The sequence below is a fragment of the Aedoeadaptatus nemausensis genome, from assembly GCF_903819165.1.
GTDB classification, from domain to species: Bacteria; Bacillota; Clostridia; order Tissierellales; family Peptoniphilaceae; genus Aedoeadaptatus; species Aedoeadaptatus nemausensis.
This window is the reverse complement of the sequence record NZ_CAIJCS010000009.1, coordinates 41739-57527: the sequence shown is the minus strand read 5'-3', so window position 1 is coordinate 57527 and position 15789 is coordinate 41739. Positions and strand designations below refer to the sequence as shown.

Annotated in this window: 14 protein-coding genes; 11 read left to right on the top strand and 3 right to left on the bottom strand. The window is 50.4% G+C overall.

Annotated features, from left to right (window positions below):
* Positions 1-27 precede the first annotated feature (27 nt).
* Both lon and yihA read left to right on the top strand, forming a co-directional pair.
* A complete protein-coding gene (lon, locus tag PEPTYR26121_RS00895; protein WP_180498322.1) occupies positions 28-2361 on the top strand; it encodes an endopeptidase La in 2334 nt (777 codons plus the stop codon).
* Positions 2351-2953 (top strand): ribosome biogenesis GTP-binding protein YihA/YsxC, encoded by a 603-nt coding sequence (gene yihA, locus PEPTYR26121_RS00890; protein ID WP_180498355.1) that lies wholly within the window; start codon positions 2351-2353, stop codon positions 2951-2953. The genes lon and yihA overlap by 11 nt, the downstream gene beginning before the upstream one ends.
* Positions 2954-3094: 141 nt before the next feature.
* On the opposite strand, the gene PEPTYR26121_RS00885 is transcribed toward yihA, so the two are convergent.
* On the bottom strand, positions 3095-4951 hold the full coding sequence (locus PEPTYR26121_RS00885) for an ATP-dependent helicase (protein WP_180498320.1): 1857 nt from the start codon (positions 4949-4951) through the stop codon (positions 3095-3097).
* Positions 4952-5054: 103 nt separating this feature from the next.
* Between PEPTYR26121_RS00885 and PEPTYR26121_RS00880 the strand changes: the two genes are divergently transcribed.
* The 6 genes from PEPTYR26121_RS00880 to PEPTYR26121_RS00855 all read left to right on the top strand — a co-directional run bounded on the left by PEPTYR26121_RS00880 (position 5055) and on the right by PEPTYR26121_RS00855 (position 10849).
* Positions 5055-5594, top strand: a complete 540-nt coding sequence (locus PEPTYR26121_RS00880) for a phosphatase PAP2 family protein (RefSeq protein WP_180498318.1) — start codon at positions 5055-5057, stop codon at positions 5592-5594.
* Positions 5595-5611: 17 nt separating this feature from the next.
* On the top strand, positions 5612-6415 hold the full coding sequence (locus PEPTYR26121_RS00875) for a nitroreductase family protein (RefSeq protein WP_180498316.1): 804 nt from the start codon (positions 5612-5614) through the stop codon (positions 6413-6415).
* A 103-nt stretch (positions 6416-6518) separates the two neighbouring features.
* Entirely contained in the window at positions 6519-8570 is a 2052-nt protein-coding gene (locus PEPTYR26121_RS00870) for a heavy metal translocating P-type ATPase (RefSeq protein ID WP_180498314.1), read from the top strand.
* A gap of 29 nt (positions 8571-8599) precedes the next feature.
* On the top strand, positions 8600-9493 hold the full coding sequence (locus PEPTYR26121_RS00865; protein ID WP_180498312.1) for a tetratricopeptide repeat protein: 894 nt from the start codon (positions 8600-8602) through the stop codon (positions 9491-9493).
* Entirely contained in the window at positions 9490-10242 is a 753-nt protein-coding gene (gene map, locus PEPTYR26121_RS00860) for a type I methionyl aminopeptidase (RefSeq protein ID WP_180498310.1), read from the top strand. The genes PEPTYR26121_RS00865 and map overlap by 4 nt, the downstream gene beginning before the upstream one ends.
* A gap of 1 nt (position 10243) precedes the next feature.
* The gene (locus tag PEPTYR26121_RS00855) at positions 10244-10849 is read left to right on the top strand and encodes a peptidylprolyl isomerase (RefSeq protein WP_180498308.1); all 606 of its coding nucleotides are present in this window, start codon (positions 10244-10246) and stop codon (positions 10847-10849) included.
* Between the two features lie 49 nt (positions 10850-10898).
* Here PEPTYR26121_RS00855 and PEPTYR26121_RS00850 read toward each other — a convergent pair whose 3' ends face one another.
* Both PEPTYR26121_RS00850 and PEPTYR26121_RS00845 read right to left on the bottom strand, forming a co-directional pair.
* Positions 10899-12488, bottom strand: a complete 1590-nt coding sequence (locus PEPTYR26121_RS00850; RefSeq protein ID WP_180498306.1) for a hypothetical protein — start codon at positions 12486-12488, stop codon at positions 10899-10901.
* Positions 12481-13197 (bottom strand): ABC transporter ATP-binding protein, encoded by a 717-nt coding sequence (locus PEPTYR26121_RS00845; protein ID WP_180498304.1) that lies wholly within the window; start codon positions 13195-13197, stop codon positions 12481-12483. Before PEPTYR26121_RS00845 ends, PEPTYR26121_RS00850 begins: the two co-directional genes overlap by 8 nt.
* 120 nt (positions 13198-13317) lie before the next feature.
* Here PEPTYR26121_RS00845 and PEPTYR26121_RS00840 point away from each other — a divergent pair, with 120 nt between their 5' ends.
* The 3 genes from PEPTYR26121_RS00840 to PEPTYR26121_RS00830 are packed head-to-tail and all read left to right on the top strand — an operon-like array spanning position 13318 to position 15741.
* Positions 13318-13902 carry a thymidine kinase gene (locus PEPTYR26121_RS00840; protein ID WP_180498302.1) on the top strand — a complete coding sequence of 195 codons (585 nt, stop codon included), beginning with the start codon at positions 13318-13320 and terminating at the stop codon, positions 13900-13902.
* Positions 13902-14825: a carbohydrate kinase family protein gene (locus tag PEPTYR26121_RS00835; RefSeq protein ID WP_180498300.1), complete on the top strand. Its 924-nt coding sequence runs from the start codon at positions 13902-13904 to the stop codon at positions 14823-14825. Before PEPTYR26121_RS00840 ends, PEPTYR26121_RS00835 begins: the two co-directional genes overlap by 1 nt.
* A complete protein-coding gene (locus PEPTYR26121_RS00830) occupies positions 14812-15741 on the top strand; it encodes a pseudouridine-5'-phosphate glycosidase (RefSeq protein WP_180498298.1) in 930 nt (309 codons plus the stop codon). Before PEPTYR26121_RS00835 ends, PEPTYR26121_RS00830 begins: the two co-directional genes overlap by 14 nt.
* Positions 15742-15789 lie beyond the last annotated feature (48 nt).

The following is a 15789-nucleotide window of genomic DNA, read 5'->3' as shown; positions in this document are numbered from 1 at the left end:
GTGAGCCTTTTTGTTTAAGGAGATATTATGACAAGACTAAGCGCCAATGGACTTTATCCCCTCCTAGCGTTGAGGGATATGGTCATTTTACCCCATGTGGTAACTCATTTCGACGCGGCGAGAAAGCGCTCCGTGGCCGCAATAGAATATGCCGACGATACGGACGGTTATTTGTTCGTGGTGACCCAGCGGGATCCCAATATTGAGGATCCCGATGTGGAGGATTATTACGACACGGGAACCATTTGTAAGATCAATCAAATCTTAAGACTCCCCGGCGGTATCGTCCGCGTTCTCGTCAAGGGCGTGGCCCGCGGCATTATTACGGAAATGGAAGCGGGAGACAAGCTTACGGAAGTAAGGGTCGAGGCCTATGAAGACGACGAAGATTCTGTGGTAGATAACGAAATCGAGGCTCTCTTCCGCATGACCCGAGACGATCTCAGCGAATATATGGAGAAAAACAATAAGGTGTATCCCGGACTCCTGGATTCGGTGATCGACGATCGAGATCCCGGCGCCTTCGCCGATACGGTGGCGGGTTATGTGAACATGAAGGTGGAAGATGCCCAAGATATTTTGGACGCTTTCGATTTAAAGGAGCGACTCACCCGTCTTCACACCATTCTCGTGAAAGAAAATGAGCTCCTCACCATCGGAAATGCCATCGACGATAAGGTAAAGACCAGCATGAACGAATCTCAGCGGGAGTACTTTTTAAAAGAGCAGATGCGGATTATTCGCAGTGAGCTTTCCGGGGAAGACGAGATGGAAGATGTGGATCTTTACCGGGAAAAGCTGGCCGAAAAAGAACTTCCAGATCAAGTGCGGGAAAAAGCGGAGAAGGAATTGGAAAAGCTGGAGCGCATGAACACCGCGTCTCCGGAATACGGCGGCCAGACCAATTATCTGGATTGGATTTTGGATCTGCCCTGGTGCGAATCCGCGGAAGAATCTACAGATCTCAAGACGGCCCGCGCCGTTTTGGACGACGAGCATTACGGGCTCAAGGATATTAAAGAGCGCATTCTGGAATTTATCGCCCTTCGGAATAAATCGAAGAGTGCCCGCACGCCCATCCTCTGTTTAGTGGGCCCGCCGGGGGTAGGGAAGACCAGCGTCGCCGCCTCCGTGGCCCATGCCCTTTCCATTCCCTATGTGCGCATGAGTCTCGGCGGCATGACCGACGAAAACGAGATTCGCGGCCACAGGAGAACCTATGTGGGCTCTATGCCGGGGCGGGTCATCAGCTTAATGAAGCAGGCGGGGAAAAACAATCCCCTCTTCCTTCTCGACGAAATCGACAAGGTGGGCAATGATTACCGTGGCGATCCGGCCTCCGGTCTTTTGGAAGTGTTAGATCCGGCGCAAAACAATACTTTTACGGACCGCTATATGGAAGTGCCCTTCGATCTTTCCAATGTATTTTTCATTACCACGGCGAACACGACGAAGACCATTCCCGCTCCCTTGCTCGACCGCATGGAAATTATTCAACTGGGCGGCTACACCCCGGAAGAAAAGCGGGAAATCGCGAAAAATCATTTGTGGCCCAAACAATTGAAAGAGGTGGGCTACGATCCCGAGGACATTAAACTCTCCGACGGCGCCATCGACGCCATTATCGAAGGCTATACCCAGGAAGCCGGCGTGCGGATGCTGGATAAAGCCCTGGCGAAGATAATTCGCAAGGTGAACTTGGAATGTATGGAAAGCGGGAAGACCGGCGCGAGAATTACGGCGCGCAATCTCCGGAAGTATTTAGGCGAGGAGAAGACCTTCGCCCAAAGGATCGAGGAGAAGAACCTCGTGGGCTATGTGAACGGTCTGGCATGGACATCCGTCGGCGGCGTGATCTTAGGCATCGAGGTCAATGTTGTTCCGGGAAGCGGCAAGCTTCAACTGACGGGACAACTGGGGAATGTTATGAAGGAATCCGCCCAAGCGGCCCTCACTTATTTATGGAGCAAGGCCGACGAGCTGGGGCTCGACGAGTCCTTCAAGACGAAACACGACATTCACATTCACGTGCCCGACGGCGCCACGCCGAAGGACGGTCCCTCCGCCGGAACGGCCATGACCACGGCCCTTTATTCCGCCATGACGGAAAAAGCGGTAGACCGCCACATCGCCATGACCGGCGAGGTGACTCTGAGAGGTCGTGTGCTTCCCATCGGCGGTCTGAAGGAAAAACTTCTCGCCGCACAACGGGCGGGGGTTACGAAGGTTTTGGTTCCGAAGGCTAATATGCGCGACATAAAGGAAATGGATTCGCCCTCGATTAAAAAGCTGACCATCGTCGGCGTGGAAACCATGGACGAAGTATTGAAAGAGGCGATCGTAGATGACGATGAAGATTAAAAGCTGCGAACTGGAGAAGGTGGCGGTAAAGCAGGAGCAATACCCTGTAGCGGATGTGCCGGAGTTTGCCTTCTGCGGGCGCTCCAATGTAGGGAAGAGCAGCTTTATTAACGCCATGCTCGGCAGAAAAAACCTTGCCCGCACGAGCGGGAAGCCGGGCAAGACGCGCACCATCAATTTCTATCGCATTAACGATATGATGCGACTCGTGGACCTTCCCGGGTACGGCTACGCCGTGGCGTCGAAAAAAGATCAGGACGCCTGGGCGAAGACCATTAACGATTATCTCGCCTATCGGGACAATCTGGCGGAGCTGATCCTCCTCGTGGATATTCGCCACGAACCTTCAGCACAGGACAAGGAAATGTACCGCTGGATCGTGGAATCGGGCTACGCCGGCATGGTGGTAGCTACAAAGGCGGACAAGCTTTCCAAAAATCAGAGGCAAAAGGCCCTTTCCGTTATTCGGAAGGCTCTGGACGTGGAGTATAAGGAACTTATTTTCCCCTATAGTGCCGTTACGAAGGAAAATATAGACGTCCTTTGGGACGAGCTTTACCAAATGACGAAATTTCACAGTCAAAAGGATTAAATCTTTCCAAAATAAGCAGGCCCTCGACGATGAGCACCGTTTCTCATTGTCGAGGGTCTTTTTTGCGGGAAGATATTTTTTATACGGATATAAATTGTAAGCTCTCAGTTCGCGGAGAAATTGCAGCGTCGGAATCGGATTTTATTTTCTATTGGCCACAATATCTTCCTGGGCCCAGGTAAAGAAGACGGAAGGGGAGAGGGGTTCACGATCCACGGATTTCGTGCGGAGGAAATACAATCTTTCCTTGGCGCGGGTCATGCCGACATAAAAAAGTCTCCGCTCTTCCTCGAGGGCTTCCCGTGCCTCTTCCGGAGTGAGGTCGCCGGAGGGTTCCGCCGGTATGGCGTCTTCGTTTAAGTCGATGAGGAAAACCGTGTCGAACTCCAGACCTTTTGCGCCGTGAAGTGTGGAGAGCACGAGCCCCTTTTCTCCCGGTGCGCCGCCTCGAAGCAGACGATCCACGGTTTTAAGGCGGCCGATAAATTCCGCGTAGGTCTTGCTCTTTCCCGCGATATATTTCGCGTAGTAGAGGATCCGCATAGAGGTGGTCTTCGAGGAGCCGAAGGTGGCGGCATGATTTTCGATATACTCTTCGTATTCCAAATCTTTTTGAATAAAGCGGAAGCCCTCTCTTGGAGGCAAACTTTTTAAATAATGGAAATCTCGCGTGAGCGCCTTCAAATCCCTTCTCATATAATCGGGGAGATCCATTTCCAAGAGAGAATCGAAGACGGAGAGGCGAACGCCTTTTTTCGAAAGATCGGCGATCATTTTCTTGGAGATATAGCCGCGAATCTTGTAGTAAAAGGTAGAAAAAGCTTCCAGATCCGAGGGGTCCTGTGCGAAGGTGTAAATCGTCATTAAATCCTTCATCACCCAGTGATTGAAAAACTTCAGACCGCCTCGTCTCGCGGAAAAGGACACGCCCTCCCGCTCCAAACATTCCACGAGGCCGATGGCGGAGACGTGATTGCGGTATAAAATCGCCACGTCGCCGAGGTCCTTCTCCCGAATTTCCGATAGAATAAAGCGGTATTCCTTATCTAAATTATTCATTGTCAATGCGCGGATCTCCGGACCCTTCGGGTGGACGGCCATCGGCGTCTTTTCGTAGCGATCTTTATTTTTTGCGATAAAGCGGCTGCTCATGGCGACGATATTTTCCGCCGATCGGAAATTTCTTGAGAGGTAATAGGTCTTAAGATCGGGGTAATGACGGGGAAGGGCCATAAGCTCTTTAAAATCCGCCCCGCGAAAGCCGTAAATCGACTGATCGTCGTCGGCGACGATAAAGAGATTGCCGTGGGGGCGAATGATGCCGTCGATGATTTGGAGCTGACCCTTGGAAGTGTCCTGCCCCTCGTCCACCTGGACATAATCGTATGTTTTTTGAATGCTCCTTAAAAGCGGAGGATCGTTTTTAAATATCTCCAAACAGAGGGTGATCATATCGTCGAAATCGATCCATTGTTTTTCTCTCTTGATATCTTCGTAACCCTTATAAAATTTCAAAAACAAAGGAGTGGTCGCTTCCTGGGCGTAGCGGGCGGGGTCGATCATTTTGTTTTTGACATAGCTGATTTCGCCGATCAGGGTTTCGATCTGATCGTCGTTGGGGCTGCGCGTCAAATATTCTTTCCATAGATCGCTTAAAATGCGCCACTTGTTAATATGGCGATCGGTTTCGATGAGTGTAAAGGCCTTGCCGCTTCTCCTTTCGTAATTTTTGATCACCGAATAGCAGAAGCTGTGGATCGTGGAAAAGGCAGGCCGATCCTCGCGGCCGAAGAGATTTTCGTAGCGCACGGAAAGATCTCTCGCCGAAGACTTGGAAAAGGTTATAGTGAGTATTCTGTTTTTGTCCACGCCCTTGTCGATGAGACGCTTCGTGCGGGAAAGGAGCATGGTGGTTTTACCGCTTCCCGGCACGGCCAAAACCAGTGCCGGTCCCTCGTCGTGGGCCATGGCGCGAAGTTGTTCATCCGTAAGTTGCATAGTCACCTCCGGGTGAGTATAAGATTTCTTCTTTGAAATATCCTTTTCAATAGGAAATACATAGTATATAATGATGGGAGTAGGTATGTACAGGATGGTGAAGATGAAAAATCCATTTAAAGCTTTTGATGATTATTTGATGGATGGTATCAACAGGAAACTGAAGAATCCCTATTGCGATGTATTTTTCTTTTATTATACCAATATTGCGGGGCCGCGGTTTCTTGTAGCCTTATCTGTTGTCATGTTGATATTTGGAAAACGTTGGATCGGCGATGCCGCTTACGAAATGGTCCTGGCCCTGGTGCTCAGCACCCTCGTGGCTCAGCTCTTAAAGCGCGTCATCAGCCGCAGCAGACCTTATTGGGTCATGAAGAATCTCAACACTTACGGCATCGACTTAACGGATTATTCCTTTCCATCGGGGCACACGACGGCTGCCTTTACCGTCGCTACCACCTTTTCTCTTTATTTTCCAAAAATCGCCGCCCTTTGTTTTATTATGGCAATCCTCGTGGCGATTTCAAGAACATATCTAGCTGTGCACTATCCCACCGATGTTTTGGCGGGCATAATCATAGGCATTGGTGTCGCTTACGTTGTACATATATATGTTTATGGCGCCGTAGCAAACTGGATCTAACAGAGGAGGAAGATATTATGGTCATGACAAATTTCTTACAAAAAAGACGTACGGTACGAGAATTCGCTCCGACAAAATTATCTAAATTGGAGATGGAATGGCTACGGGATACTTTAGATAAGATCGAAGCGGAATCTAAAGACAACGACGTAAGCTTCGCTTTCTACGAAGACGGAGAATCCGTAGCTAAAAACTTGGACGGCAAGGCCGGATACGGCGGCGTAATGATCAAAGCGCCCTACTACATCGCCCTTCGCGCTAAGAGCCACGAAAAAGAAGAACTTATTCGCACCGGCTACTATCTCGAAAAGGTGAACACCGCCTTAATCGAAAAGAACTTCGGTACCTGCTGGCTTACTACCATTCAAGTGAATAAAGATCTGAAACGTGCCGTTTTCGGCGAAGACGGAGAATTTGTCGATTACATTATCGGCTTCGGCAAGCCCGAAGTGCAAGATGTATTTTCCGAAGAACGCGTAAGTCCCCGTTTCAGCGTAAGAGAATTGGTCTTTAAAAACCATTTGGATAGCCCCGCTGATTTAACGGAACTTGAAAACTACGGTCTTTTCGATCTGTTCTCTTCCATTCGCTTTGCACCGAGCCACATTAACGCTCAGCCTTGGCGCTTCCTTTTAAAAGATGACGGCACCGTCACCCTTTACATGGACAAGAGCAAAGGTGTTAAGAGCTATGTGGATATCGGCGTCGTAATGTATTATTTCGAAGCCATGCTCGAAAGCACGGGAACCCATAAGACCTGGAGCCTCATCGAAGGCGCCGATGTGGATAACTTAGAACCCGTGGCTACCATATCCATTTAAGTTTTCAGAGAGCGCCTTCGGGCGTTCTTTTTTTGTTGACAAACAAGGCGTGAGAGCTTACACTAAATATGAACGGACAAACATATGAAAAGGAGGTAATACTTTGACGTCCTATTATTTAAAAAATTTAGGCTGCGCCAATTGCGCCGCCAAAATAGAACAGCGCATTCAGGAGCTGCCCTATGTAGAAAAGGCGAGCCTCGATTTTATATCAAAAAAATTGGTCGTGGAAGGTGAATCGCCTCATATGCTGAAAGATTTCCAACAGATCGCCACTTCCATCGAAAACGGCGTGGAAATCGTAGAGGGGGAGGAAAAGGGAGAAGAGGAAGAGGGCTCCGTAAAAAAAGAATTTATTACTATTGCCGCCCTGGCCATTCTCACGGCTCTCAGTGCCTTTTTTCTCGAAGGTAAATGGGAAACTGTGGCGACGGGAATTATTTTGCTCGTCGCCGGTAAGGAGATTTTCTTAAACGCTTTTCGCGGCATCAAAAGCGGAGAGGTTTTCGACGAGAACCTGCTTATGACCGTCGCCTCCGTGGCGGCCTTTTACATCGGCGAGCATACGGAAGCTCTGGGCGTCCTGCTCCTTTACCGCTTAGGGGAAGCTCTACAGGATGTGGCGGTGGATCGCTCCATCGAATCCATTCAGGAGCTTTTAAAGCGGGATGTTGAAATGGCCCATCTCTTAAAAGACGGAGAGGTAGTTGAAGTGGAAGCGGAAGATTTAGCCGTAGGCGATCATATTATCCTTCGCGCCGGGGACACCTTGGCGGCCGACGGAAAGATTTTTCACGGAGAAGGCCACATTTCCAACCAACACATGACCGGGGAATCAACGCCTATCGCCGTTAAAGAAGGGGACGAGATTTTAGCAGGCGCCATGGCTTTGGACGGCGCCTACGAAGTGATCGTCACTAAAATAGCTGGCGAATCCACCATGGCTAAAATTGAAGGCCTCGTCGCCGACGCTCGCCTCAATAAGGGCAAGACGGAAGCTTGGATCACGCGCTTCGCGGCAAAGTATACGCCCATCGTCGTGGCCCTCGCTTTAATCGTGGCCGTGGTGCCTCCTCTTTTAAATATGGGAACGTGGGACCACTGGGTCTATAAAGCCTGCGCATTCTTAATCATCAGTTGCCCCTGTGCCCTCGTGCTCTCCGTACCCCTCACCATGTTTGCGAGTATCGGCCGGGCATCCCGGGAGGGAATCTTTATTAAAGGCGCCGAAGCCGTGGAAATCCTTTCGGAAACCGACGCCATCGCTTTCGACAAGACCGGTACCCTTACGGACGGGAACTTTGCCGTGGCAAAGGTGGAAGCTCTTGAAACGGACGAAGATAGTCTTTTAAAGCTGGCCGCAACGGCGGAGCAGTATTCCAATCACCCCATCGCACAATCACTCTTCGCCAAGGCGAAGCCTGAAGGGGAGATCAAAAACTACAGGGAAATTTCCGGAAAGGGCATCAGCTGCACCATCGACGGGAAAGAAGTAGCCGTAGGTAACGGCGCACTCTTAGAATCCCTGGGGGTTCACGATCCCCTGGATCCCGTGGCCATGACATCGGTTTATGTGGTACAGGAAGGGGTGCTCCTAGGTCGCATTTCCTTTACGGATTCGGTAAAGGGCGGCGTAAGAGAAGCGCTGAAACGAATGAAGCAATACCTCAAGACCTATATGTTCTCCGGAGATAAAAAGGAATTGGTAGAGGTCGTGGGGAAAGATTTAGGCATCGATGAAACTTACGGCGGCCTTCTACCTGAAGAAAAGGTACAGGCCCTGGATCGTGCTCTCGCCGAAAACCACAAGGTGGCTTATGTAGGTGACGGCATTAACGACGCGCCGGTTCTCGCTAAAAGCGATGTGGGCATCGCCATGGGAACAGGCGGCGCGGACATGGCCATCGAAAGCGCGGACATCGTCATCTTAGGAGACGATATCGGTAAACTGCCTTTCCTCTTCGGCCTTTCCAAACAAACTCGCCGCATCAGCTTCATTAATATCGCCCTGGCCCTCATCATTAAACTTCTGGTCGTCGTCTTAAGTATGGCGGGCATCGGAAGCTTATGGCTCGCCGTCTTCGCCGACGTAGGCGTCTCCCTGATTTGCGTGCTTATCGCCACCACTCTCTTAGGCTACAAGGGAGAGAAATAATTGTGATATAATGTTTCCGGGAGGCGGATATGTCCGGCAAATGGAAAAATTATCATATTTTAAGCGACAATCTATTGAATCAAGGCGATGCCGAAAAGGCTATCGAACTTTTAAATAAAGCCCTGAAATTCGTGCCCGACGAAGAGAGCCGTGTGGAAACCTATTTTTCCCTGGGCGATCTTTACTGGCAGCGAGGGGAATATGTCTTGGCCGAGGAGACCTTTCAAAAAATTCGCGCACTGGGAGATTATCCCGGCGCCGATTACGCCCTCGGGGTGTTAATGGAAGAAGGGGGTAGAGATCGGGAAGCCATGGGCTATTTGGAAGATGCCGTGGCGAAGGATCCGGCCTACGAAAGCGCATGCTACGAGCTGGCGCTTTTGTACGACCGCTTCGGGTATAAAGACGATGCTCTGGAACTCTTCATGCGCTGTGCCGAGCTCGTACCGGAAAACGGCGTGGTGTTATCCGACATCGCCTCGATATACGAGGAGCGGCAGGATTATGAAAAGGCATTGCCCTTGGCGGAAAAAGCCGTGCGTCTCTCGCCCACCTACAGTATCGGCTATTATAATTTAGGCGTAATCTACCAAAAGACGGGGCGAGATGAAAAGGCCCTTCGAGCCTATAAAGAGTCCTTAGTTTACGATGAATATTATGCGCCGACGTATTTAAATATGTCGGCGGTTTATTTGCGCGGCGAAAGGGTAGAAGAAGCTATAGCCATCTTAACGAAAGGCATTGCCTTGGATTTGGAGAGTGTGAATCTCTTTTACAATCGGGCCTGCAGCTTTGTACGTCTCGGCAAGCGAGACGAGGCCATCGCCGATTTAAAAGAGGCCATCGCCATAAACGGCGACGCTAAAATGTGGGCGTCGCGAGATGAGGATTTACAAGAGATTGTCCGGGAGGTAGACAGTTGATTATTATAAAGACAAAACAGGAAATAGAAAAAATGCAAACCGCTGCGGATCTGCTCGTAAAGGTGCACCGCGCCCTTCGGGACGAGGTCAAGCCCGGCGTAACTACTTTAGAATTGGATAAATTCGTAGAAAAATTTATTACCGATAGAGGCGGCTATCCGGAACAAAAAGGCTATCAGGGCTTTCCCTATAGTATCTGCGCATCGGTAAACGATGAAATTTGCCACGGTTTTCCAAGTGATCGCAAATTAAAAGACGGCGATCTCTTAACCATCGATATGGTGGTCAATGTAGACGGTTATCTGGCAGACTCCGCATGGAGCTATGCCGTAGGCGACATCAGCGAGGAAGCTCAAAAGCTTATGGACGTGACGAAGGAGTGCCTCTACCGCTCCATCGAGCTCGTGAAGCCCGGCGTTCGACTGGGCGATATCGGCCACGCCATTCAAAGCCACGCCGAAGCCAACGGTTTTTCCGTAGTGCGTGATTTTGTCGGCCACGGCATCGGCACCAATATGCACGAGGATCCCCAGGTCCTTCACTATGGCAAGCCCGGGCGGGGCATCCGATTGGAAGAAGGGATGGTATTTACCATCGAGCCTATGATCAATTCCGGGGACTGGCCCATAAAAATGGACGACAACGGCTGGACGGCCCGTACGCGAGACGGCTCCCTTTCCTGCCAATACGAACACACTCTTGCCGTAACGGAAGACGGCGTCATTATCTTAACGGAACAAGGAGAATAGTATGTTGAAGCAATTGGAAGCCCCTCAAGTGGGCGATAAAATGGCGAAGCTTATAACCACAAAGGGCGAGATCGTCTTGCGACTCTTTCCGGAAGCGGCGCCGAAAACCGTAGAAAACTTTACGACATTAATCGACCGCGGCTATTACGACGGCGTTATTTTCCACCGCGTCATTCCCGATTTCATGATTCAAGGGGGCGATCCCACGGGTACCGGTCGCGGCGGCGAAAGCATTTGGGGCGAACGCTTTGAGGACGAATTCCACAAAGATTACCGCAATATCGTCGGTGCCCTTTCCATGGCCAATGCGGGACCGAATACGAACGGAAGTCAGTTTTTCATCGTTCACGGCCCCGAGGTGGGAGCGGATATTATCGAGCAGATGGAAGCTGCCGGGGAGCGCATGGGCTATAGCCAAGATGTCATCGACGGTTATAGGGAAAAAGGCGGCGCCTTCTGGCTCGACGGCAAGCATACGGTCTTCGGCCAAGTAGTAGAGGGAATGGACGTAGTCGACGCCATTGCCGCTGCCGAACGGAACAGCATGGACCGACCGGATGAAGATATTCTGATCGAGCGGGCCCAAACTTTTACATTTGAAGCATAAGAAAAACCACGTTGAGCAAAAACTCAGCGTGGTTTTTTCATGGAGAGATTTAATAGTGATAGATCTTTAAATTCTTCGTGAGAAGAAAGATGATAATATCCGCGATAATCAGAAGGCCCGTAATGATCCCGGCGTAGAGGAGGGGATAGGCCGTCATAATCGTCATGCCGACGAAGATAATGAGCACGCTTACGGCGAGGCTGCCGAAGGAGGAAAAGAAGGCCTGCTTGGAATTTTTGGCGAATTCCTGAGGCGTGGTCCAGGTATAATTGGCGTATTTCCAATCGAAGAGGAGCCCTACCGCATTATTGAAAATAATATAGGCTACGGGCCCTATAAAATAGAGGGGCATGTAGCGGGGATCGGGGGAAAGGATGGCCATGGATACTAAAAAGGTCAGGGTGTAGGTGGGGATTAAAAGCACCAAAGAGGCCAGAAGTTTTCCGAAAAAGACCATGCGCCCCGTAAGGGGAAGGGTGTAGGTCAGGTAAGCGGACTTTCCCTCCAGACTGAAGCTGTAGCCCGCCACATTCATAATGCCCGCCAGGGAAAGTAAAATGAGAAAGAGGGCGGCATAGGGCGGCACGTATTCCTGCCCGTATAAGAAATCGGTAAAGCCGTCGTGAATCATGGGCACGAGGAGCAGCAGGGAGAGGATCAGGGGCATAAGGGCGCCGAAAAAGGTGTTCATGGCCACGGCGGAATTATCCCAGTAAAGCTTGAGTTCTTTTGCGACCAAAGCGACAATTTTTGATTTCGGCTTTAAATCCTTTTGGGCCACTACTTTCTTGCTCCCTCGCGTCTCCATGGTTTCTGCTATGGCGAAGAAGTGCTTCGCCATGTAGCGAATAAAGAAAAGGAGAAAGGCACCGGCCAAGAGGATGGGAAGGAGCGCCAGAACAATTTGCTTCTCCATAATATAGGAGATCATGCGAAAGACCGGTGGAAGTGAGCGATAGAATACTAAAAACTGCGCCAGATCCTTAAAATCTCTCGAGATTTCGTAATAATAGAGCCCCATAACGGCGGCGAACAGAAGAACTTTTAACACCGTCTTTACGATTTTCGGCGTATGGAGTCGGCGGCTTGCACGGGTGGAGAGGGTGCGTAGGAAATAGCCTGAACATTCGGCGAGAATTTCCACCGCGAGAAAGAGAAGAAGTAGGATCAAAGTCTTCCCGAAAGATCCCGTGGCGATATAACAGACTCCCAACGAGCCGAGGGAAAAGGCGATGATCATGGGGACGCCCATGATCCAGGCGCCGATAAACTTCGATAAGACGATGGTTTTCGTTTCGATAGGTTGCGACCACAAACAGGACTGGTCAAACTTGTGGAAAAAAGTATTCTTCATTTGAAAGAAGGCTATGAGTAACACGGCGATAAATAAAATGGTCACGGTGATGTCCGATGTGGCCAAAAGCTCGTACTCTCGAGCAAGTTCCGGCAGGCTGAACCCCTCTCCCTTCGGAAGAGTAGCCAGGGTAGCCGTGGAACCGAAAATCGGCAAAAGGGCGCCCAATCCGAAAATTCCCCAAAGGCTCAGAAGATAGGTGAAGATGCCGAAGACTTTTTGCTTGCCTCCCTTGAACTGAGCAAAAATACGGCTGATTTCCAAACGGATCAGGGTCTTAAGCATGGTCCTGCATCCTTTCCACAAAGAGATCTTCCAAGCTTCCCTTGGCGAGCACGTCTTCGGTGGAGCCGAAGTAAACGAGGCGGCCTTCGCGTATAATGGCGACCTTATTGCATAATTTTTCCGCCACTTCCAAAACGTGGGTGGAGAATAAAATTGTCGTGTCGTTATTTTCCGCCATGCGTTTAAAATGCTCGCGGATTTTTCTCGTCGCCAAGGGATCCAGGCCGACGAAGGGTTCGTCCAAGACGATAAGCTTCGGATAGTGTAAGAGGGCGCCGATTAAGGCCAGCTTTTGCTGCATGCCGTGACTGTAGGATTCGATGGGCTCGCCCAGGCGATCATGTATTTCAAAATCTTTCGATAGGGTGTCGATGCCGCTCTTTCTCCTGTCGTAGTCCAATTCAAAAATATCGGCGATGAAATTTAAATAGTCGATGCCCCGCATAAAAGAGTAGAGCTCCGGATTATCGGGGACATAACTGTAGATGCGTTTCGCCTCCATGGGATCGGTTTCGATATTGTGGTCGTCGATAGTAATAGTGCCGGAATCGAAGGGGATGAGCCCCAAGGCGGATTTTATAGTCGTCGTCTTCCCGGCGCCGTTGGAACCGATAAAGGCGCAGATATCGCCGGGCTCCAATGAGAAACTGATATCGAAAAGAACCTGTTTCTTGCCGTAAAACTTGGAAAGATGATCTATATGTAACATGGTAACTCCTTTGTAAAGTGGATGGTTTTCTTTATTTATTATACAGAATAAAACGAGATCTGTAATGGACTTAGCGAGAAGTAGCTCCCATATGGTATAATTTTTTCCAAGGAGGACGAGATGCATCAATATCGAGGACGTTTAATTTTACACACGGGAAGCATGTTTTCAGGTAAGACATCCAGTTTGGAGCGGGAAGTGAAGCGCTTTCGCATAGCCGGTTATAATACCTTGGTTTTAAAACCTACGCTGGATACGCGCTTTATCCATTCCGCTATTACGAGCCACGACAACACTTCTCTGGAAGCCGTTGTGGTGGAAGACATCGACGATGTGGTAGAGGCGGCGACACGGGAAAAAGCCGATGTACTCGCTATCGACGAAGTGCAGTTTTTAGGCGACGATGCCGGGAGCATCTTGTCCGCATTCGATACTTTACTGGACGAGGGCAAGACCATCGTCTGTGCCGGGCTCGATATGGATTACGAAGCCCATCCTTTTGAAGTTGTGAAAGAAATTATGGCGGTGGCGGATTATGTGGAGAAACATCACGCCGTCTGCGCTCATTGCGGGAGCGACGGTTGGGTGAGTCACCGCACGACGAAAGAATCCGATCGCGTGGTCATCGGCGCCACTGAAAAATACGAACCTCTATGCCGCGCATGCTACAAGCGGCTTAAAAATCGAGGGGAGGGAAGAGCATAATGAACGCACCCTATGTCGCCGTTTTCGGCGGCTGCAATATGGACATCAGCGGTAAATCGAAAACCGCGCTTTTGCCCCACGATTCCAATCCGGGCGATGTGAGCATGACGCCGGGCGGTGTGGGCCGAAATATCGCCGCCAATATCGCCCTCGTGGGCATTCATACGAAAATCATAACGGCCTTCGGCGACGACGATAAAAAGAGGCTGATCCTTCGAAATGCGCCGGAGAAACTTAGCTTCGAATCATCCTTTACCTTCGGCGATGTAGGCACGGGAAGTTATCTCGTGGTCCTGGACGATGAGGGGGAGATGGCCGTGGCGGTAAACGATATGAAGGCTGTGGACAAGCTCGGACGTGAAGAGATGGAATCCCGCCGCGAACTGGCGGAGGGCGCATCCTACACCGTAGTAGACGCAAATTTAAAGGAAGAAGCCCTTCAGACCATCTTCAGTTGGAATACGAGGATTATCGTCGACGGCGTGAGCGCCGTGAAGGTAGGGAAATTTAAGCCTTTTCTTTCTAAAATAAATGTGCTAAAATGTAACGTTCTGGAAGCCCGAGCATTGTCCGAATTAGGTGACGGGGCGAGTATTTCAGACTGCGGGCGAGTCCTTCTCGAAAAGGGCTCGGAGTATGTGCTCATTACCGCCGGCAGCGACGGAGCGTATTTATATTCCGCCGATCAAGCTTTACACTTCACTACCTCTCCCATGGCGATTAAAGGCGCCACGGGGGCGGGGGATGCATTTGTAGGTATGTTGACGGCAGAACTGGTTCAGGAGAAATCTCTTGAAGAAGCCATTGTCGGCGCCATGGCGGCTTCCCGTATGGTTCTCAAAAGTGATCATAGTGACTTGAGCGTCTTCGACAGACGCCAATGGGAAAAAGAGAAAAAGGAGATACAATATGACATTATCTAATTTGGAACAGTACATGGACATTGCAGAAGAAGTTCAAGAGGCACTGGACGCGAAAAAACCAGTGGTCGCTCTGGAATCCACCATCATTTCCCACGGCATGCCCTATCCTAAAAATGTGGAAATGGCAAAACACTGCGAAGCTATCTTAAGAGATGCGGGGGTTACGCCGGCCACCACTGCCATTATTAACGGTCGCATTAAAGTGGGCTTGACGGAGGAAGAAATCGAATTTATGGCGACTTCTAAAGATATCGTCAAGAGCTCCACGAGAGATTACGCGCATATCGTCGCCAACGGATTAAACGGCGCCACCACCGTGGCAACTTCCATTGTAACGGCACGCCTGGCGGGCATCCCCATCTTAGTAACGGGCGGTATCGGCGGCGTGCACCGCGGTGCTGAAACCACCATGGACATTTCCCGTGACCTTCAAGAACTTGCCACCAGCGACATCGCCGTCGTATGTGCAGGCTGCAAATCCATTTTAGATATCGGGCTCACTCTCGAATATTTAGAAACCTTCGGCGTACCCGTCGTCGGCTATGAAACGGAAGAAATGCCCGCCTTCTTTACGAGACACAGCGGCCATAAACTGGATTACCGTTACGACGATCCGGCAAAAATCGCCGATCTTATGAAAGCGAAATGGAACCTCGGCCTTCACGGAGGCATCGTCGTCGCCAACCCCATCCCCGAAGAAGACGCCATGGACGAGGCCGTCATCGACAAAGCCATCGAAGAGGCCCTTCGCGATGCGGAAAAAGAAGGCATCAGCGGCAAGGAATCCACCCCCTTCTTACTGCAAAGAGTACTTGAAGTAACCGGCGGCAGCAGCTTGGAATCCAATATTGCCCTCGTTTACAACAATACGAAACTCGGCGCGGCCCTCGCCAAGGCCTATGCCGAACGTCAATAAAAAAGAAACGCCTGCGGGCGTTTTTTTAATGCGCAAAAACCATGAGCT